Origin of the sequence: Scandinavium goeteborgense, from assembly GCF_003935895.2 — a bacterium.
Classification (GTDB): domain Bacteria; phylum Pseudomonadota; class Gammaproteobacteria; order Enterobacterales; family Enterobacteriaceae; genus Scandinavium; species Scandinavium goeteborgense.
Window position 1 is genome coordinate 3009495 of the sequence record NZ_CP054058.1, and the last position, 18434, is coordinate 3027928.

Annotated in this window: 19 protein-coding genes and 1 pseudogene; 9 read left to right on the forward strand and 11 right to left on the reverse strand. The window is 55.8% G+C overall.

Going from position 1 to position 18434, the window contains the following annotated elements:
- Window positions 1-191: 191 nt before the first annotated feature.
- Complete coding sequence (locus A8O29_RS15340; RefSeq protein WP_133460178.1) at window positions 192-1877, forward strand: aspartate:alanine antiporter; 1686 nt, start codon at window positions 192-194, stop codon at window positions 1875-1877.
- Between the two features lie 238 nt (window positions 1878-2115).
- On the opposite strand, the gene A8O29_RS15345 is transcribed toward A8O29_RS15340, so the two are convergent.
- Window positions 2116-2445 (reverse strand): DUF1493 family protein, encoded by a 330-nt coding sequence (locus A8O29_RS15345; protein WP_338055768.1) that lies wholly within the window; start codon window positions 2443-2445, stop codon window positions 2116-2118.
- 2 nt (window positions 2446-2447) lie between these two features.
- Window positions 2448-2594, reverse strand: a pseudogene (locus A8O29_RS15350) (type VI secretion system tube protein Hcp); the annotation flags it as partial.
- 271 nt (window positions 2595-2865) lie between these two features.
- On the opposite strand from A8O29_RS15350, the gene A8O29_RS15355 reads away from it, so the two are divergent.
- Window positions 2866-3750 carry an SDR family oxidoreductase gene (locus A8O29_RS15355; RefSeq protein WP_125353837.1) on the forward strand — a complete coding sequence of 295 codons (885 nt, stop codon included), beginning with the start codon at window positions 2866-2868 and terminating at the stop codon, window positions 3748-3750.
- Between the two features lie 26 nt (window positions 3751-3776).
- Here the strand turns inward: A8O29_RS15355 and A8O29_RS15360 are convergent, their stop codons facing one another.
- Window positions 3777-4139 (reverse strand): hypothetical protein, encoded by a 363-nt coding sequence (locus A8O29_RS15360; protein WP_125353836.1) that lies wholly within the window; start codon window positions 4137-4139, stop codon window positions 3777-3779.
- A gap of 151 nt (window positions 4140-4290) precedes the next feature.
- Here A8O29_RS15360 and A8O29_RS15365 point away from each other — a divergent pair, with 151 nt between their 5' ends.
- Window positions 4291-5088, forward strand: a complete 798-nt coding sequence (locus A8O29_RS15365; RefSeq protein ID WP_125353835.1) for an SDR family NAD(P)-dependent oxidoreductase — start codon at window positions 4291-4293, stop codon at window positions 5086-5088.
- A 13-nt stretch (window positions 5089-5101) separates the two neighbouring features.
- Here the strand turns inward: A8O29_RS15365 and A8O29_RS15370 are convergent, their stop codons facing one another.
- Window positions 5102-5644, reverse strand: a complete 543-nt coding sequence (locus A8O29_RS15370; protein WP_125353834.1) for a TetR/AcrR family transcriptional regulator — start codon at window positions 5642-5644, stop codon at window positions 5102-5104.
- Between the two features lie 84 nt (window positions 5645-5728).
- Between A8O29_RS15370 and A8O29_RS15375 the strand changes: the two genes are divergently transcribed.
- Window positions 5729-6931, forward strand: coding sequence for an MFS transporter (locus tag A8O29_RS15375; protein WP_125353833.1), 1203 nt, complete (start codon window positions 5729-5731; stop codon window positions 6929-6931).
- Complete coding sequence (locus tag A8O29_RS15380) at window positions 6931-7743, forward strand: Cof-type HAD-IIB family hydrolase (RefSeq protein WP_125353832.1); 813 nt, start codon at window positions 6931-6933, stop codon at window positions 7741-7743. The genes A8O29_RS15375 and A8O29_RS15380 overlap by 1 nt, the downstream gene beginning before the upstream one ends.
- Window positions 7744-7787: 44 nt before the next feature.
- On the opposite strand, the gene A8O29_RS15385 is transcribed toward A8O29_RS15380, so the two are convergent.
- Complete coding sequence (locus tag A8O29_RS15385) at window positions 7788-9017, reverse strand: MFS transporter (RefSeq protein WP_125353831.1); 1230 nt, start codon at window positions 9015-9017, stop codon at window positions 7788-7790.
- A gap of 275 nt (window positions 9018-9292) precedes the next feature.
- Here A8O29_RS15385 and ybjG point away from each other — a divergent pair, with 275 nt between their 5' ends.
- Together ybjG and deoR are read left to right on the forward strand one after the other, a co-directional pair.
- A complete protein-coding gene (ybjG, locus tag A8O29_RS15390) occupies window positions 9293-9901 on the forward strand; it encodes an undecaprenyl-diphosphate phosphatase (protein WP_125353830.1) in 609 nt (202 codons plus the stop codon).
- Between the two features lie 74 nt (window positions 9902-9975).
- On the forward strand, window positions 9976-10743 hold the full coding sequence (deoR, locus tag A8O29_RS15395; RefSeq protein WP_125353829.1) for a DNA-binding transcriptional repressor DeoR: 768 nt from the start codon (window positions 9976-9978) through the stop codon (window positions 10741-10743).
- Here the strand turns inward: deoR and dacC are convergent.
- Window positions 10738-11946, reverse strand: a complete 1209-nt coding sequence (gene dacC, locus A8O29_RS15400; RefSeq protein ID WP_125353828.1) for a serine-type D-Ala-D-Ala carboxypeptidase — start codon at window positions 11944-11946, stop codon at window positions 10738-10740. The two genes, deoR and dacC, sit on opposite strands and share 6 nt — an antisense overlap.
- Before the next feature lie 241 nt (window positions 11947-12187).
- On the opposite strand from dacC, the gene A8O29_RS15405 reads away from it, so the two are divergent.
- Window positions 12188-12814 (forward strand): glutathione S-transferase family protein, encoded by a 627-nt coding sequence (locus tag A8O29_RS15405; protein WP_125353827.1) that lies wholly within the window; start codon window positions 12188-12190, stop codon window positions 12812-12814.
- A 3-nt stretch (window positions 12815-12817) separates the two neighbouring features.
- On the opposite strand, the gene A8O29_RS15410 is transcribed toward A8O29_RS15405, so the two are convergent.
- A complete protein-coding gene (locus A8O29_RS15410) occupies window positions 12818-13930 on the reverse strand; it encodes a PQQ-dependent sugar dehydrogenase (protein ID WP_125353826.1) in 1113 nt (370 codons plus the stop codon).
- Between the two features lie 108 nt (window positions 13931-14038).
- Complete coding sequence (locus tag A8O29_RS15415) at window positions 14039-14422, reverse strand: biofilm formation regulator BssR (protein WP_125353825.1); 384 nt, start codon at window positions 14420-14422, stop codon at window positions 14039-14041.
- Window positions 14423-14667: 245 nt separating this feature from the next.
- On the opposite strand from A8O29_RS15415, the gene A8O29_RS15420 reads away from it, so the two are divergent.
- Complete coding sequence (locus A8O29_RS15420; RefSeq protein ID WP_125353824.1) at window positions 14668-14898, forward strand: DUF2554 family protein; 231 nt, start codon at window positions 14668-14670, stop codon at window positions 14896-14898.
- A 34-nt stretch (window positions 14899-14932) separates the two neighbouring features.
- On the opposite strand, the gene gsiD is transcribed toward A8O29_RS15420, so the two are convergent.
- The 3 genes from gsiD to gsiB all read right to left on the reverse strand — a co-directional run bounded on the left by gsiD (window position 14933) and on the right by gsiB (window position 18418).
- Complete coding sequence (gsiD, locus tag A8O29_RS15425) at window positions 14933-15844, reverse strand: glutathione ABC transporter permease GsiD (RefSeq protein WP_125353823.1); 912 nt, start codon at window positions 15842-15844, stop codon at window positions 14933-14935.
- Complete coding sequence (gsiC, locus tag A8O29_RS15430; RefSeq protein ID WP_125353822.1) at window positions 15845-16765, reverse strand: glutathione ABC transporter permease GsiC; 921 nt, start codon at window positions 16763-16765, stop codon at window positions 15845-15847.
- Window positions 16766-16876: 111 nt separating this feature from the next.
- The gene (gene gsiB / locus A8O29_RS15435) at window positions 16877-18418 is read right to left on the reverse strand and encodes a glutathione ABC transporter substrate-binding protein GsiB (RefSeq protein ID WP_125354561.1); all 1542 of its coding nucleotides are present in this window, start codon (window positions 18416-18418) and stop codon (window positions 16877-16879) included.
- Window positions 18419-18434 lie beyond the last annotated feature (16 nt).

The following is an 18434-nucleotide window of genomic DNA, read 5'->3' on the forward strand; positions in this document are numbered from 1 at the left end:
GTGAAGCACCTACGTAAGGACAAACGATTGTTACTAGCCGCGGCTATCAGGAACGATTAAACTAGCGGCCTTAATTTGATGGTGAAAAACAGGCCGCCGTATAATAGATTTTTCCTGACGACCTGGGAAAAACCTTAGCCCAAATAGCCATTCCTTTCAACAACTTACTCGTAAACAAGAAGTTAGCTTCCGTGAATATAAACGTCGCAGACTTGTTAAATGGGAATTACATCCTGTTATTATTTGTGGTACTGGCGCTAGGCTTGTGTCTGGGCAAATTGCGCTTTGGATCCATCCAACTGGGTAATTCCATTGGCGTTTTAGTGGTCTCTCTGTTATTAGGCCAACAGCATTTTAGTATTAACACTGATGCCCTCAATCTGGGCTTTATGCTGTTTATTTTCTGCGTCGGTGTAGAAGCTGGACCCAACTTTTTTTCCATATTTTTTCGTGATGGCAAAAATTATCTGATGCTGGCGCTTGTCATGGTGGGCTCCGCCCTGGTGATAGCGCTCGGCCTCGGCAAGCTGTTTGGCTGGGATATTGGCCTCACCGCCGGGATGCTGGCAGGGGCGATGACCTCGACGCCAGTACTCGTCGGCGCCGGTGATACCCTGCGCCACTCGGGGATGAAAGGCGACGAGCTGGCGCTGGCACTCGATCACTTGAGCCTCGGCTACGCCCTGACCTATCTGATTGGTCTGGTGAGCCTGATCCTCGGCGCGCGCTATCTACCAAAATTCCAGCATCAGGACCTGCAAACCAGCGCCCAGCAAATCGCCCGCGAGCGCGGCCTGGACACCGATTCCAATCGTAAAGTGTATCTGCCAGTCATTCGTGCCTACCGCGTCGGCCCGGAACTGGTCGCCTGGACCGATGGCAAAAACCTGCGCGAACTGGGTATCTATCGTCAGACCGGCTGCTATATCGAACGTATTCGCCGCAACGGCATTCTGGCGAACCCGGACGGCGACGCGGTGCTGCAAATGGGCGATGAAATTGCTCTCGTGGGCTATCCGGATGCGCATGCGCGCCTCGACCCGAGCTTCCGTAATGGGAAAGAAGTCTTCGACCGCGATCTACTCGACATGCGCATCGTCACTGAAGAAGTGGTGGTGAAGAACCATAACGTGGTGGGCCGTCGTCTGGCGCAAATTAAGCTGACCGATCACGGCTGCTTCCTGAACCGCGTGATCCGCAGCCAGATTGAAATGCCCATCGACGACAGCATCGTGCTCAACAAGGGCGACGTATTGCAGGTTAGCGGCGATGCGCGCCGCGTGAAAACCATCGCCGACCGCATCGGCTTTATCTCGATTCACAGCCAGGTCACCGATCTGCTGGCATTCTGCTCCTTCTTTATTGTCGGTCTGATGATCGGCATGATCACCTTCCAGTTCAGCTCCTTCAGCTTTGCCATCGGCAACGCGGCCGGATTGCTGTTCGCCGGGATCATGCTCGGCTTCCTGCGTGCCAACCACCCGACCTTCGGTTACATCCCGCAGGGCGCTTTGAACATGGTGAAAGAATTCGGCCTGATGGTGTTCATGGCGGGCGTTGGTTTAAGCGCCGGGAGCGGCATCGGACACGGTCTTGGTGTCGTCGGCGGCCAGATGTTAGTCGCGGGCCTGGCAGTCAGCATGGTGCCAGTCGTTATCTGCTTCCTGTTTGGCGCATACGTGCTTCGAATGAACCGGGCGATGCTGTTTGGCGCAATGATGGGTGCGCGCACCTGCGCCCCGGCGATGGAAATTATCAGCGACACCGCACGCAGTAATATTCCTGCGCTGGGTTACGCGGGCACCTACGCCATCGCTAACGTATTGTTAACCCTGGCAGGTACGCTGATTATCGTCATATGGCCAGGCTTGGGATAAATCTGAAGAATGCAATAAGCAGAAAAAAAAAGTGTGAACTACCGAACTTTTTGAAAGGGCGGTAGTCATAATTAGTGCCACTGCTTTTCTTTGATGTCCCCATTTTGTGGAGCCCATCAACCCCGCCGCTCTTCGGTTCAAGGTTGATGGGTTTTTTGTTGCCTGAAATTCGTGGACGCTTTCAAATCAGCAAGATAGAGCAATTTGTTAATAAGAACTGAAAATCTACCGCCACAACTCAACCAAAAAGCCAAACACCCGCCCTTGCCGATTCGGCAAGCATGTAGAGCGTTAACGGCTCTGGTTCTTCGTCGTCCTTTCCGCTGGTGAGCAGCGCGTACAAAAAGAAGGTTTCAACTGGCCAGTAGCGGTAAAAATCAAAACCTGCAGACTCAACATCGAACCGTTCGAAATACTCCTTCATGATCTCTGCCCCTGTCTCACTTGCCCAGACATAATTTCCGGTGCTCAGGCTCGTATCCATCGTGACAGGCCAACGTGTTTTAGTGAACATACCCGGCTTATTAAAGCGCTCGTTATACCACGCAATAACGTCATCGTCGGTCACCACTTTCCGTTGTTGTTGTCTGTAGGAATGTACAAATTGTGGCTGCACGAAGTGATTTCGATGGAGTGTTCACGGTCATACACATCAACAGAACCCTTGATGAGCGCACCGCCGTCGTTCTTCAGCCACAGATAAGATGGAATTGCCATAGATTAATAATCCCTTATTATTTATACGGATGAATTTATGAGCAGTCTAATCGGTCGCGAGTGGTTGGTAAATGAACAATTGAATGTAACTAATTGATTTTAGATTAGCTTAAATAAAATTAAGCAGTGATAACATCTTTAGGCTAATACCTCGCAGCACTCGTTGTTCAACCTTGCTAGCCACGACTGAGACTCCTCCGAAACGCCCCCCTCTCCCCACAAGGCGAGTAGTGAACGGCTAAGCTAAAAGTTTACGTTTTAAGGAGGTGCTATGAGCCATCAGTCAGAGCAATCAAGCCAGTTCCCAACTCCCCCATTTAAAGAACAACCTCAGGAAGCGCCGGGCCTCGCGTCTGAAATGACACCGGAACCCGATCATGGCGAAATCAGTTATGTCGGCACGGGCAGGCTAACAGGCAAGAAGGCGCTGATTACCGGGGGAGACTCGGGCATTGGCCGGGCCGTCGCCATTGCGTTCGCCCGGGAAGGTGCCGATGTCGCCATCAATTATTTACCTGAGGAAGCTGCGGATGCTGATGACGTCATTGCCCTGATAAAGGCCGAAGGCAAAAACGCCGTCGCGCTTCCCGGAGATATTCGGGATGAAGCCTTCTGTAAATCACTGGTTGATGATGCCCTCAACGCACTGGGCGGGCTGGATATTCTGGTGAATAACGCGGGTCGTCAGCAATATTGTGAGTCCCTCGAAGATCTCACGACCGAGGCATTTGATGCGACCTTCAAAACCAATGTGTATGCGCCCTTCTGGATAACCCGGGCGGCACTACCGCACCTGAAATCAGGGGCATCTATCATTAATACGTCCTCTGTTCAGGCGTATCAGCCGAGCGCCATCCTGCTGGACTATGCCCAGACCAAGGCCTGCCTGGCGGTATTTACCAAAGCGCTGGCGAAGCAGCTTGGGCCGAAAAATATCCGGGTGAATGCGGTAGCGCCTGGACCGTACTGGACCGTCCTTCAGCCCAGCGGTGGTCAGCCGCAGGAGAAGGTCCGCGAGTTTGGTAAAAACGCGCCGTTGGGACGCCCAGGCCAGCCCGTTGAGATAGCGCCGCTCTACGTCACCCTGGCCTCTGATGCTTGCTCCTATGCCTCGGGTCAAGTGTGGTGCTCCGACGGCGGGACAGGCACCCTCTGATCCACGCTGTCGAAACCAGAAGCCGCTTACCAGGCTTCTGGTTCTCTCACCATATGCACAATATTGCACGGGCTCATGATCCAGCCGCCGTTGAATCCCTCGGGTAAAGGCTCGACGCTATCGCAGCGGGTGACGCCCTGCTCTGCGAGATGTTTTTCGGCGTGTTTAAAATTGGGCGTGAACAATTCCAGCCAGATCTCGGCCTGACTCATTGCCGGGGCTTCATCGATCCACAATCGGTTTGGGCCGAGCATAAACCCGGTGGCCGGGGCTTTATCCGTAATTTCCTCCAGCCCAATCGTGTGGCGATAGAAATCCAGCGTCTGTTGATACTGGTGCGACGGCACTTTGAGCGCGATATCGATTCCACCTTTCATCTCTGCTTTCATAACGCGTGCTCCTGATTCAGGGTTAACGATGAGGTGATGCGTCAGACGAAACTTTGAGTATGTCGCATGATTTGTCGATTCGCCTCGCCTTGCATCAGGCCCGTTATTACCCATACTTTTGGCAGGTCTGGCGGATGTGTGAGGCAACGCGATGTTACTTCAGGGCAAAGTGGCGGTTATTTTCGGGGGCAGCGGTGCGATTGGTGGCGCGGTGGCGGAGGCGATGGCGCGTGAAGGCGCGCATGTGCATCTTGTCGCCCGGCATCAGGATAAGCTGGACCGGGTAGCGAACCGCGTCCGCTCTGCGGGTGGAATAATAGACACCTGCGTGATGAACGTTCTCGACGAGCAAATCACCGTTGATAAAACGGCGCAGCTGGCGCAACACAGCGGCGGGTTTGATGTGGTGGTGAATGCCACCGGCTTTATGCACGATCAGGGCAAAAACATTTTTGCGTTGTCGTTGGCCGAGTTCAGACAAGGGTTTGATCCATTTTTGTCGGCGCTGTTCACGATTTCAAAAGCAGTCGCGCCGCATATGGGGGGCGATCGGGCGGGCGTTCTTCTAACGGTCGTTGCTCCTGCGGGTGCGATGGTAATGCCGAATCATCTCGGCCATATCGTCGGCTGCGCCGGAACGGAAGCCTTTATCAAAGCCCTCGCCAGCGAGCTCGGTCCGAAGAATATACGCGCTATTTGCGTACGTTCGCACGCGATTGTCAATGCGGTTCAGGCAGGTTCTTATACCGGAGAAATTTTCGCGCCAAAAGCGCAGGCGATGGGAATCACGGTGGACGAATGGCTAGGTGGTGCGGCGCAAAGCACGATGCTCAAACGTCTGCCCACGCTGGCACAGGTGGCTGACGTAATGACATTTCTGGCCTCGGACTCAGCCAGCGCCATGACGGCGACGGTGGTGAATATGACGGCCGGCGCAACCACCAGCTGATGCATCCCGGCGGTTATATCCCCGCGATTCGGCCCACCATCTGACGGATGTCTACGTTGCCCAACGGGGCGCGGTCGGTGACGAAATGCAGCGTCATGCCTTCGATAAACGCGTCCAGCGCCCGGGCCGTCGCCGGGTCAAACCACTGTTCAAGCACCTGCTGACTGTGCTGCATCCAGTTCTGCATGACGTTTTTCAGCGCCGGTTTGCAGCCAATAAACGCATAAAGCTGATACATCAACTCCATGTTTCGGGGGGTCGTCACCTGTGCGCTGAGGATTAACTGGGTGATCGCGTCGCAAGCTTCCTGGGGTGACGTGACGTCGGCAAAAAACGCTTTGTACTGCACCAGCATTTGATCGGTAAAACCGCTGAAAGCCTCTTCCAGCAGTGCATCTATCCCACTGAAATAATAGGTCATTGAACCGAGCGGCACGTCGGCGCAGGTGGCGATTTTACGGTGCGTCACGGCCTGAATACCGTGGCGGGCGATAGTGTCCAGCGTCGCTTGCAGGATCCTCTCCCGGCGCTGCGGATCGTTCGGTCGGCGTGCCATAATTTTTCCTTTTACGATTTGTGTACAAATGTACACAACCTTGCTAGTGTTGTCTCTCCCTCTTTTTCTACAGGCAGTTTACGGATGACGTCGCATTCCTCCCGCCGGGCCCTACAGTTACGCATGTGGGCGCTATTTATGTTCTTCTTTTTACCGGGCCTGTTGATGGCGTCGTGGGCCACGCGCACCCCCGCCATTCGCGACATTCTCTCGGTGAATACTGCCGGAATGGGCGTGGTGTTGTTCGGCCTGTCGATTGGTTCGATGAGCGGCATTCTCTGCTCCGCCTGGCTGGTAAAACGCTTTGGCACCCGCAAAGTCATCCGCACCACGATGTCCTGCGCACTGGTGGGCATGGTGATGCTCAGTCTGGCACTGTGGCTCGCGTCTCCGCTGTTTTTCGCGGTCGGCCTGATGGTGTTTGGCGCCAGCTTCGGCTCTGCCGAGGTCGCCATTAACGTGGAAGGCGCGGCGGTTGAGCGTGAGATGAACAAAACCGTGCTGCCGATGATGCACGGCTTCTACAGCTTCGGTACGCTGGTCGGCGCGGGCATCGGCATGGCGCTGACGGCGTTTGGCCTGTCGGCCACCACCCATATTCTGCTGGCCGCGCTGTGCGGCATCGCGCCGATTATTATTGCCATTAAAGCCATTCCAGACGGCACCGGCAAAAACTCCGCCGAAAACAGCGCCCATCTCGAGAAAGGCGTGCCGTTCTATCGCGATGGTCAGCTGATGCTGATTGGCGTGGTGGTGCTGGCGATGGCGTTTGCGGAAGGCTCCGCCAACGACTGGCTGCCGCTGTTGATGGTTGATGGTCACGGCTTTAGCCCGACCTCCGGTTCTTTGATTTACGCAGGATTTACCCTCGGCATGACCGTCGGACGCTTTACTGGCGGCTGGTTTATCGACCGCTACAGCCGCGTCACGGTGGTTCGCGCCAGCGCCATTATGGGTGCGCTCGGCATTGCGCTGATTATCTTCGTTGACGTCGATTGGGTCGCCGGCGTGTCGGTCATTCTCTGGGGACTGGGCGCGTCGCTTGGCTTCCCGCTGACCATTTCCGCCGCCAGCGATACTGGCCCGGACGCGCCAACCCGCGTCAGCGTCGTCGCAACCACCGGCTATCTGGCATTCCTCGTTGGCCCGCCGCTGCTCGGTTTCCTGGGCGAACATTACGGCCTGCGCAGCGCCATGCTGGCGGTGTTATCCCTGGTCATCGTCGCCGCGCTGGTGGCTCGCGCGGTGGCAAAACCTGAATCTGAACCTGTGACGGAGCGTGCGTAATGAGTATCAAACTGATTGCCGTAGATATGGATGGCACCTTTCTCAGCGATGAGAAGCGCTACAACCGGGCGCGTTTTCTCGCCCAGTATCAGCAGATGAAGGCCCAGGGCATTCGCTTTGTGGTCGCCAGCGGAAACCAGTACTGGCAGTTGATTTCATTCTTTCCTGAAATTGCGGATGAAATCGCCTTTGTTGCCGAAAACGGCGGCTGGGTGAGGGATGCGGGCGAGGACGTGTTTAACTGCGAATTGCCACAGACACATTTCAAAAAAGTGGTCGATTTTCTGCATACCCTGCCGGACGTAGAAATCATCGCCTGCGGCAAGCGCAGCGCCTACACCCTGAATCGTTATGATGACGAACTCAAAGCCATGGCCGGGCGGTATTACCATCGCCTCGAGCTGGTAGACAGCTTTGATAATCTTGACGATACATTCCTGAAATTTGGCCTCAACTTGCCCGACCGGCTGGTGCCTGACGTCCAAAAAGCGCTGCACGAAGGCGTGGGCGATGTGATGACCGCGGTCACTACCGGCCACGGCAATATCGATTTAATCATTCCCGGCGTGCATAAAGCCAACGGCCTGCGCCTGTTACAGCAGCGCTGGGGCATTGACGACAGCGAAGTCGTGACCTTTGGCGATAGCGGTAATGACCTCGAAATGCTTCGCCAGGCCGGGTTTGGTTTTGCGATGCAGAATGCAAACGAGGCTGCGATTGCGGCGGCTAATCATCGTGCGCCGCATAATAATGAAGAAGGCGTGTTGCAGGTGATTGATCGGGTGTTGAATCGCGAAGCACCGTTCCATTAATTCCTTGGCCCGGCAGACATGGCGTCGCCGGGCCAACGTCCGCCCTACTGCTGCGAATCTCCGACCGTTTTATTCTTCAGGAAGTAAACCATCAGCCCCAGCCAGATAATGCCGTTCGCGAGGTTAAACACGCTGAACAGGCCATTGCCGCCGAACTGGTAAGCGTGTTTGCTGACCTCAATGCCGACGGTGAAAATAAGCATCTGCAGCATGCCCATCGCCGCCGATACCGTGCCTTTGCTCATGTCGCTGGCGAACAGCGTCAGACGCACCAGCCCGGCATTCGCCAGGCCAATCCCGAAAGCGTAGATACTCAGGCCCGCGGTCATCCACAGATAAGCGTGCGTGGAGACCACTGTTGCCGCCGCAGCCAGAATCAGCCCAGCCATAATCGGCCAGCCGCCGGCAATAATCAGCCAACGCACGCTGCGACGCGACGTCAGCTTCGCCAGCGCCAGGTTACCGAGGATCAGCGCCCCAAAAATCGGTACCTGCAACATGCCGTATTCATAGGTGGTGGCATGTTCACCGCTGATAATGATCACTGGCGATTGCGCAATCCACGCCAACAAAGGCAGGCTGACAAACCCAATCGCCAGCGCCCCCGCAACAAAATGCAGGTTTTTCAGCACCAGGCCGTAATCGTGGCCCAGCTCTTTAAGGGACAGTTTTTCACCCAGACGGGTCGCCGTTTCCGGCATCGCCCGCTGCAGGCCAAAGAACGAAATCAGTGCCAGCACCGCAAACATCACGAACATGGTTTCCCACGGCGCGACGTGAACCCAGGCGGCACCCACCAATGGCCCCAGCAGCGGCGCAATCAGTGCCACGTTCGCCATCAGCGCGGTGATTTTGATACACACCGCCTCCTCGAATGACTCCTGTATCGCGGCGTACCCCACCGCGCCGATAAAGCACAGGCTTATCCCTTGCAGGAAACGTAGGAGGGTGAACTGCTCAATGTTTTGCGCCAGCAGCGTCGCGAGGCAAGTAATGATGAACCACACCACGCCGGTCAGCATCACCGGACGACGGCCAATACGGTCCGACAGCGGCCCAAGAAGCCACTGTAAAAACATGCCGCCTGCCAGATAGGCGGTCATCGATGTCGGTACCCATTCCATCCCGGCGTTGAACTGCTCGACCACGGTCAACATGCCCGGTTGGATCATGTCGTTGCCGATATAGGTAGAGAATTCGTAAAGCACCAGACAGAGCGGGAAAAGTAACGCCTGACGACCGAGGCGTTTACCGGAAAGTGAGGGGTTGTGCATGCAATCTCTTTAAGGTTTCAAAATCGCGTGAAGTGTAATGAATGATGTGAAATGGCGATAGCTAAAAGTACGGAAAACATCCTGTTACAGCACAATTTTACTTGTTTAAGGTTCGCTTAAGTTCGAGGCCCTATACTGCGATTCTGCAAGCAGAATTGTAAACGCTGCCTGAACAGAAATCGTAACCACTGGACATTTAAGACAATCCCCCTTTACCGCTCCGGCTGCGATTTTTAAGGTGAACACCGTCATCAAACTGTAAGAGTCCGCAAGATATGCTGGAAAATTTGAATTACTCGCTGTTTTACTGGATCAACGCCACCCCGGCGTCGCCGCAGTGGATGATTTCGATGGCGACGTTTATCGCCAAAGATCTGATTAACATCGTCCCGCTACTGGCCGTGGTGCTGTGGCTGTGGGGCCCGCGCGCGCAGGTCTGCGCCCAGCGTCAGTTGGTTATCAAAGTCGCAATGGCGATTGGCGTCAGCCTGTTGCTGTCGTGGACCGTCGGGCACGTTTTCCCGCATGACAGGCCTTTTGTTGACGGTGTGGGCTATAACTTCCTGCATCACGCGGCGGATGACTCTTTCCCAAGCGATCACGGCACGGTGATTTTCACTTTCGCCCTGGCCTTTATTTTCTGGCATCGCCTGTGGTCCGGCGTTGTATTGCTGCTTGTCGGCGGCGCGATTGCCTGGTCCCGCGTGTATCTCGGCGTGCACTGGCCGCTGGATATGGTCGGCGGTTTCCTTTCCGGACTGAGCGGGTGTCTCGCGGCGCAAATTCTGTGGGTTCTGTTCGGCCAGTCTATTTATCAACGTTTGCAAGCCATGTACCGTTTTTGCTTCTCGATGCCTATCCGCAAAGGCTGGATACGTGACTAAGGTCGGATGCGCAGGTAAAATTGCCGCCAGACCCTCTGCCTGACGCGGAGGGCGTTTCGGTTTACAGGGGTAATATGGAAACACGGCGCGATGATCGAATCAGTCAGCTTATTCAGGCTCTTAAACGTAGCGATAAGCTGCATCTGAAAGAAGCGGCAGCCCTGCTGGGTGTTTCTGAGATGACGATTCGTCGTGACCTGAACAGCCACGGCGGGCCGGTAGTATTACTCGGTGGATACGTGGTGCTGGAGCCCCGCAGCGCCAGCCATTATTTGCTCAGCGATCAGAAAACGCGGTTGGTCGATGAAAAGCGCCAGGCCGCGCGTCATGCGGCGAAATTACTGAAAGCGCACCAGATGGCCTTTTTCGACTGCGGCACCACCACGCCGTGGATAATCGACGCCATTGACGACGAACTGCCGTTTACCGGCGTCTGTTATTCCCTGAATACTTTTCTCTCTTTGCAGGAAAAACCGCTGTGCCGCGCCATTCTTTGCGGCGGCGAATTTCATGCCAGCAACGCTATTTTCAAACCGCTCAGCCCGCAGGACACCCTGAGCCATCTGTGCCCCGATATCGCATTTTATTCCGCGGCGGGCGTGCATATTCAGCACGGCGCAACCTGTTTCAATCTTGATGAACTGCCGGTGAAACACTGGGCGTTAGCCAGCGCGCAGCGTCATGTTCTGGTGGTCGATCACAGTAAATTTGGGAAGGTACGTCCGGCGAGGATGGGAGAATTGAGTCGCTTTAACGTCATTGCCAGCGACCGCCGTCCGGATGATGAACTGACGGCGCTGGCCAAGCAGCATGGGATTACGCTGCTATACGATCGATCATGAGAACCAGCTGCCAAACCACTGGTGGAATTTCATCAGCACGAAATCCACCATTCGGTTAAAGAAGCTGCCTTCATTGACCGCTTCCATCACGATAAGCGGACGCTGTTCGATGGTTTTGTTATTCAGTTTGAAGTCGATAGTGCCGACTACCTGCCCTTTCGTCAGCGGTGCCGTCAGCTGCGGTTCGTTCAGGGTATAGCTGGCTTTCAGGTTTTTCAGCTGTCCGCGTGGCAGCGTGATAGAACCCGCCTCACCCGCTCCCAGCTTGGCCTGGCTGCTGTCGCCGTACCATACGCGCTGTTCAATAAACGTTGCATCCGGTTTGATTGGGGTGACGGTTTCATAAAAACGGAAGCCCCAGGTCAGCAGTTTTTCGGATTCATTAAAACGGACTCGGTCCGTTTTGGTGCCGAGAACCACCGCAATCAGACGCATATCGCCCTGCTTCGCTGACGAGACCAGGTTATACCCTGCGCCCGCCGTGGTGCCCGTTTTCACGCCATCAGCGCCCAGACTGTTGTTCCACAACAGACGGTTGCGGTTCGGCTGCTTGATGTTGTTGAAGGTGAACTCTTTCTCTTTGTGGATCGCGTACTCATCCGGCACGTCGTGGATCATCGCTTTGGTCAGCAAAGCCATGTCGCGGGCGGTACTGAACTGTCCCGGCGCATCCAGGCCGTGAACGGTTTTGAAGGTGGTGTTGGTCAGACCCAGTTTCTGCGAATAGCTGTTCATCAGGCTGATGAAAGAGTCCTGACTGCCCGCCACGAAATCCGCCAGGGCGATACAGGCGTCATTCCCGGACTGAATAATCACCCCTTTATTGAGGTTTTCCACTGACACCTGATCGCCAGGTTTCAGGAACATCACCGACGAACCGCGCAGCGCCGGGTTACCCGTCGCCCACGCATCTTTGCCGATGGTGACCATATCGGTCATTTTGATTTTGTTCGCTTTAATCGCCTGACCGACCACATAGCTGGTCATGATTTTCGTCAGGCTGGCCGGGTCGAGCTTATCATCAGCGTTGCCCTCGCTGAGCACTTTGCCGCTGGCATAATCCATCAGGATCCACGCTTTGGCATCGACCGGCGGAGCGGCCGGTTGTTGAACAGCCTCAGCCGCCTGAATGCCAGGAGCCACGAGAAGTAAAAGCAAAGAGCCTGCCGCCAGGCCGCGGGGAGAAACAACTGTACGCGTCATAAGAGCCACCCAAGTATCCATTCCAAAAAACACGCTACGTCACAGACGCCGTGTAACAACAGGCGGTGAGTAATAACGTAGAAATGATCTTAAAGAAACAATGCGTTGGTAAAGTTTTTAAAGTTTACGCAAGAACGCCGCGTTGTGCTTAAAAGTGGCTCATTTTTTTGATCGCGGTTGTGCGAATGTTGAAATTAACCGACCATGAAGCTTCATTGATGCGCTGTTTACCGGAGTTTATATGATTACGCTGTGGGGCAGAAACAACTCAACAAATGTCAAAAAGGTTCGCTGGACGCTGGAAGAGCTTGGCCTTTCTTACGATCAAATCCTGGCCGGGCTGGAATTTGGCCTCAATCACGACGCCGAATATCTGGCTAAAAACCCCAATGGTCTGGTGCCGCTGCTGCATGACGACGCCGAGCAGATTACGCTGTGGGAATCGAATACCATCGTGCGCTATCTGGTCGCGCAGTACGGGCAAAACGGCCTGTGGCAGAGCAACCCGGCCAAACGCGCGCAGGGTGAAAAATGGATGGACTGGGCCAACGGAACACTCTCTCCGGCCCATCGCGTTATCCTAATGGGACTGGTTCGCACGCCGCCAGAACAGCGCGACCAGGCGGCCATTGACGCGGGCATTGCCCAGTGTGAAAAGCTGTTAACTATTCTGGATGCGGCCCTTGAAGAATCGCCGTGGCTTTCCGGGGAAGAATTTGGCGTCGGGGACATTGCCGTTGCGCCGTTTATTTACAACCTGCTGGAAACGGTCAAAACCTGGCAGCCGCACCCAAATTTACAGCGCTGGTATCAACAGTTGTCGCGCCGTCCGGCGTTCCAGAACGTGGTGATGATCCCGGTCACCTGATGCTCAGGATTGCGGGCTGACCTTCAACAGCTCGCCGTCGGACTCGTCGGTTAACACATACAGATAGCCGTCGGGTCCGACGCGCACATCACGAATGCGCTGCTTTCTGTCACCCAGAATGCGTCCTTCCTCCGTGACTTTATTGCCTTCTACGTTCAATACAATCACGTCCTGATCCTTTAACGCGCCGATAAACAGCTTCTTCTGCCATTGCGGGAAGGTACTGGCATTGTAGAACGCCATGCCGCTCACCGCCGGAGAGTGCTCCCAGAAAAACAGCGGCGTTTCGGTACCCGCCACTTTCTCCCCTTTTGCCTCAGGGATCGGCAAACCGCTGTAGTTTATGCCGTGCGTCGCCAGCGGCCAGCCGTAGTTTTTACCGCGTTCAGGAATATTAATTTCATCGCCGCCGCGCGGGCCGTGTTCGTTCAGCCACAGCGTGTTGCTCCACGGGTTCATCGCCATACCCTGCGGATTACGAATGCCATAAGACCAGATTTCAGGCCGCGCACCGGGCTGATTCACAAACGGATTATCCGCCGGGACTTTGCCCTGTTCGGTCAGGCGTACCATTTTGCCCTGCAATTTATCGAGATCCTGGGCGGTCGCGCGCTGGTTATTTTCGCCCAAACCAATAAACAGGTAGCCTTTGCCATCGAACACCAGCCGTCCGCCAAAGTGGTTCCCGGTGGAGAGCTTCGGCGTCTGGCGCAACACCACCTGAAATGCCTCGAGCCGCGTTAGGTCATCGTTCAACCGCCCGTAGCCCACAGCGGTGCCCGCTTTACCGTCATCGCCCACTTCGGCATAACTCAGCCAGACGCGCCGCGATTGGGCGAAATCCGGGGCCAGAACGACGTCCAGCAGCCCACCCTGCCCGTTGGCCCACACGCGCGGCACGCCAACAATCGGGTCAGACAACCCTTTGCCTTGCTGCCACAGGCGCAGCTGTCCGCCACGAAGGGTTATCAGCAGGCCTTTGTTGTCCGGCAAAAACGCCATCGACCACGGATGATCGAGCTTACGCTGCAATACGTCGACCCGAACGTCGGCGGCGTGCAGCGCCGGGGAAAGCAGCAGAGAACCCAGAAGTAAACTCAGAGCAAAACGGTGCATGGCAGGCTCCTTTTACGGCGATTGCGTTAAGGTTAGCCAGCGTGTCGGGTATGGAGGAGATTTTTACAAAAACTTAACCATGAGGGGGAGTCACCTCCCCCGGCGGGTTCAGGCATGTGCGCGAGGCGCAGATTTATTCAATGCCTGAATATTGTCAGATAAGGTGTCGAGACAGCGTTGCAGTGCATCTGGATTAACAGCAATAAACGATGGGCAGTCATGGTGCCCGGTCATCAGGCTAACCGCCGCAGAAGCCAGAGCTTCACCGGCAGTGTGTAACGCCTCATTCTGTGCAGACGTCAGCGATGACGACAGCGATGCCGCGTGATGGCGCAGCTCGCCGCAGAGTTCAAACAAGTTTTCACGCAGATGATCATTGTCGCTGACTGACATATAACCCTTGGCTCGCCTGAGTTGCAGGTAAGCTGCAAGGTCAATTTGTGCGTTCACCAGTTTATTCAACAAGTTACGAAACAGTCTGTCAACGTGCATACCTTTCCTCCTGTGTCGTCCAATGTCACCGTTATAGTATGGTCATTTTTTGTACACAAGGATGCGTCAGGTCAATCTTTCAGCACAGATTTACACGATTTTAAACACCGCCGATTGTCGGAAATGCCATTAACCTGTCAGTACAAACAAGCAACATTCGTTGAGGTTTTGTTTGAGAAACTGAATAGTAACGCTCCACAACCATTGATATAGTGCGTCGGACTTCTCAACCAGACGGTGCAATAATGTTCAAAAAAGGGTTATCCGTTGTTCTGCTGCTGTGCGCGCTTTTTTCCGGTCAGCTGATGGCCAGCGGTGACGGCCATGAGTTTTACGCTGTGCAAAATGCCGATCACCTGCTTCGCCACGGTGCCGACAGTGACGATATTCGGGCGAGAGCCAGAGAGGCCGCCGATGAGTTACGCGAGAGTCACCACAGCGTGAAAGAGAGGAAACCCGAGGTTCTCCACACTTAAAGGTTCCTCCCCTTCGCGGGGAGGGCCGCAAAATCTACCCCTTTATCTTCGGATCCAGCGCATCACGCAAACCATCGCCCAGCAGGTTGAACGCTAACACCGTCAGGAATATCGCCAGCGCCGGGAAAAGCGCCACGTGCGGCGACATCACCATATCGGCACGCGCTTCGTTGAGCATCGCGCCCCACTCTGGGGTCGGCGGCTGTGCGCCGAGGCCGAGAAACGACAGGCTGGCCGCCGAGATTATCGACACACCAATACGCATGGTGAAATAGACCACAATCGACGACACGGTGCCCGGCAGAATATGGCGGAACAGAATAGTGCTGTCGCTGGCGCCAATGCTGCGTGACGATTCAATAAACGTCTGCTGTTTGAGCACCAACGTGTTGCCGCGCACCAGGCGCGCGAAGGCCGGTACGGAGAATATCGCCACCGCAATTATGACGTTCGCCATGCCGCTGCCCATCACCGCCACCACGGCTATCGCCAGCAGAATGCCTGGGAAGGCAAACAGCACATCGCAGATACGCATAATAACGCGGTCCCACCAGCCTTCGTAATAGCCTGCCAGCAGCCCCAGCACGGTGCCGACTACCGCACCGATCAGCACCGCAAACACGCCCGCCGCAAGGGAAATTCGCGCCCCGACCAGCACGCGGCTGAAGATATCACGCCCGAGGGAATCCACGCCGAACCAGTGCATCATCGACGGGCCTTCGTTCAGCCGGTCGTAATCGAAGTAGTTTTCCGCATCGAACGGCGCAATCCACGGTGCCAAAAAGGCCACCAAGATCAGCAGTAGTACAAACACCGCGGCGGCCATTGCCACTGGCTGTTTGCGGAATTTACGCCAGAATTCATGCCACGGCGTGCGCACCTGCCCGGGAGCGACTCCGGGCAGCGCGTTCATGATTGCCTGACGTCGCCAGTTTAACAGTCGCACTTACTTGTACCTGATAGCTGGGTTGATGGCGGCATACAGCACGTCCACCACCAGATTGATGAGAATAAATTCCAGCGAAAAGAGCAGTACTTCCGCCTGAATCACCGGATAATCGCGCATCTCCACCGAATCCACTAGCAGGCGCCCAAGGCCCGGCCAGTTAAAGACTTTTTCAACCACAATGGAGCCACCGAGCAGAAAACCAAACTGCAGGCCCATCATGGTGACCACCGGGATCATCGCGTTACGCAACCCGTGTTTGAGCACGACCCACGTTTCACTCACCCCTTTAGCCCGCGCGGTGCGCATATAGTCTTCGTTGAGCACATCGACGAACGAGGCTCGTGTGAAGCGCGCCATCACCGCCGCCACCGCTGCGCCGAGGGTGATTGACGGCAGGATGTAGTGCCGCCAGCTGTCCGCGCCAACGGTCGGCAGCCAGCCCAGCTCGACGGAAAAAACCTGCATCAGCAGCATGCCCAGCGCGAACGCCGGGAAGGAGATGCCGGTGACGGCAATTGCCATGCCGAGCCTGTCCGGCCAACGATTGCGCCAGACGGCTGCCGCCACGCCCATCCCCATGCCGAAAATTACCGCCCAAATCATGCTGCACAACGTGAGCCACAGGGTCGGCATGAAGCGGCTGGCAATCTCTTCCGACACCGGACGATGCGACACCATCGAGGTGCCAAAATCGCCCTGCAAGACGTTGACGATGTAGTGCCCAAACTGGACGTACAGCGGCTGATCGAGGCCCAGTTGTTGGCGCACCATCGCCACCACCTGCGCATCCGCTTCCGGCCCGGCAATCAGACGCGCGGGGTCGCCGGGGAGCAGGTGCACGAACAGAAACACCAGCACTGCCACGATGAGCAGCGTCGGGATCAGGCCGAAAAGACGTTTAATGACGTAGTTAAGCATCGCGGCCCCTCACCCCGGCCCTCTCCCCAAAGGGGCGAGGGGGAATAAAGGAACTCGCGGTTCTGTCCCCTCTCCCTTTTAGGGAGAGGGTTAGGGTGAGGGTCAAATCCGTCACTGCGCTAAATCCGCCTCGTCAAAGCTGAAACCGGTATCCGGCATGATGTAGAACCCGGTCAGGTTTTTGCTGTGCGCGGAAACCAGTTTTTCCACCACCAGCGGCACCCACGGCGACTCTTTCCAGATAGTGTCCTGAGCCTCTTTGTACAGATGCGCTTTCTCTTTCGGGTCATTGGTTTTCAACGCCCCGGCGAGGTCTTTGTCCACCTGCGGATTGCTGTAGAACGCAGTGTTAAACAGCGTTGGCGGCCAGTTCTGTGAGGCAAACAGCGGCGACAGTGCCCAGTCGGCTTCACCGGTCGAGGCCGACCAGCCGGTGTAGAACATCCTCACGCCGCTCTCTTTCTGCCCTTTTGCTTCGACTTCTGACGCTCGCTGGCCCGCGTCCATCGCCGTCAGCTGCGCCTTGATGCCCACCTGCGCCAGCTGCTGCTGGGTAAACTGCAGTACCTTCTGCGCGGTGCTGTGGTTATGCGACGACCACAGCGTGGTGCTGAACCCGTTCGGGAAACCGGCTTCTTTCAGCAGTTCGCGGGCTCTCGCCGGATCGTACGGCCATGGTTTGTACGTCTGCGCATACGCAATCGACGGCGGCACCACGCCGGTCGCCGGGGTCGCGTAACCGGCAAAGGCCACTTTCACCAGCGCCTGACGGTTGATGGCGTAATTGATCGCTTCGCGCACTTTCGGGTTATCAAACGGTTTTTGCGTCACGTTCATGCTGATGTAGCGCTGCATGATCGACGGACTCGCCACCAGCTCCAGCTTGCTGTTTTTTTCCAGCAGCGGGGCCTGCTCGTAAGGGATCGGGAACGCAAACTGCGCTTCCCCGGTTTGCAGCATCGCCGCGCGGGTATTGTTATCCACCACCGGACGCCAGGTGATGGTGTCGAGTTTTGGCAGGCCTTTCTGCCAGTAGCCGTCAAACTTCTTCACCTTCACAAAGTCAGTCTGGTTCCAGGTCTCGAGCGAATATGGCCCGGTGCCCACCGGATGGAAGCCGATATCCTTGCCAAATTTCTTGATCGCCGCTGGGGAAATCATCGCTGTCGCCGGGTGCGCCAGAATGTTGATGAACGCCGAGAACGGCTGTTTGAGGGTGATTTTCACCGTTTGCGGATCAACCGCTTCGGTGCTGGCGATATCTTTGTACAGGTTAAAGCGCTTGAGATGGTTGTCCGGGTTGCTGGCCCTGTCGAGGTTGATTTTCACCGCCTCGGCGTTGAAATCGGTACCGTCCTGGAATTTCACTCCACTACGCAGTTTGAGGGTGTACACCAACCCGTCGTCTGACACCGTGTAGCTTTCCGCCAGCACGTTGTGCATTTTCATATCTTTGTCGAGACCAAACAATCCCTGATAGAACGACTTCGCCACCGCCTGAGAGAGCGTGTCGTTGGCGTCATACGGATCGAGCGTCGTGAAATTCGACCCCACCGCGACCACCACATCTTTAGCCGCAAACGCGGGTGCGGCGGCCAGGGCGGAAACAACACCCAGTGCCAGCAGCCATTTACCTGAATTCTGTTGTGTCATGTTGTTCTCCTGATTG

Excerpts from the sequence above, each read along its gene's own strand:
- A8O29_RS15355 (WP_125353837.1), top strand. The coding sequence starts at position 2,866 with ATGAGCCATCAGTCAGAGCAATCAAGCCAGTTCCCAACTCCCCCATTT.
- A8O29_RS15360 (WP_125353836.1), bottom strand. The coding sequence starts at position 4,139 with ATGAAAGCAGAGATGAAAGGTGGAATCGATATCGCGCTCAAAGTGCCG.
- A8O29_RS15365 (WP_125353835.1), top strand. The coding sequence starts at position 4,291 with ATGTTACTTCAGGGCAAAGTGGCGGTTATTTTCGGGGGCAGCGGTGCG.
- A8O29_RS15370 (WP_125353834.1), bottom strand. The coding sequence starts at position 5,644 with ATGGCACGCCGACCGAACGATCCGCAGCGCCGGGAGAGGATCCTGCAA.
- A8O29_RS15375 (WP_125353833.1), top strand. The coding sequence starts at position 5,729 with ATGACGTCGCATTCCTCCCGCCGGGCCCTACAGTTACGCATGTGGGCG.
- A8O29_RS15380 (WP_125353832.1), top strand. The coding sequence starts at position 6,931 with ATGAGTATCAAACTGATTGCCGTAGATATGGATGGCACCTTTCTCAGC.
- A8O29_RS15385 (WP_125353831.1), bottom strand. The coding sequence starts at position 9,017 with ATGCACAACCCCTCACTTTCCGGTAAACGCCTCGGTCGTCAGGCGTTA.
- ybjG (WP_125353830.1), top strand. The coding sequence starts at position 9,293 with ATGCTGGAAAATTTGAATTACTCGCTGTTTTACTGGATCAACGCCACC.
- deoR (WP_125353829.1), top strand. The coding sequence starts at position 9,976 with ATGGAAACACGGCGCGATGATCGAATCAGTCAGCTTATTCAGGCTCTT.
- dacC (WP_125353828.1), bottom strand. The coding sequence starts at position 11,946 with ATGACGCGTACAGTTGTTTCTCCCCGCGGCCTGGCGGCAGGCTCTTTG.
- A8O29_RS15405 (WP_125353827.1), top strand. The coding sequence starts at position 12,188 with ATGATTACGCTGTGGGGCAGAAACAACTCAACAAATGTCAAAAAGGTT.
- A8O29_RS15410 (WP_125353826.1), bottom strand. The coding sequence starts at position 13,930 with ATGCACCGTTTTGCTCTGAGTTTACTTCTGGGTTCTCTGCTGCTTTCC.
- A8O29_RS15415 (WP_125353825.1), bottom strand. The coding sequence starts at position 14,422 with ATGCACGTTGACAGACTGTTTCGTAACTTGTTGAATAAACTGGTGAAC.
- A8O29_RS15420 (WP_125353824.1), top strand. The coding sequence starts at position 14,668 with ATGTTCAAAAAAGGGTTATCCGTTGTTCTGCTGCTGTGCGCGCTTTTT.
- gsiC (WP_125353822.1), bottom strand. The coding sequence starts at position 16,765 with ATGCTTAACTACGTCATTAAACGTCTTTTCGGCCTGATCCCGACGCTG.
- gsiB (WP_125354561.1), bottom strand. The coding sequence starts at position 18,418 with ATGACACAACAGAATTCAGGTAAATGGCTGCTGGCACTGGGTGTTGTT.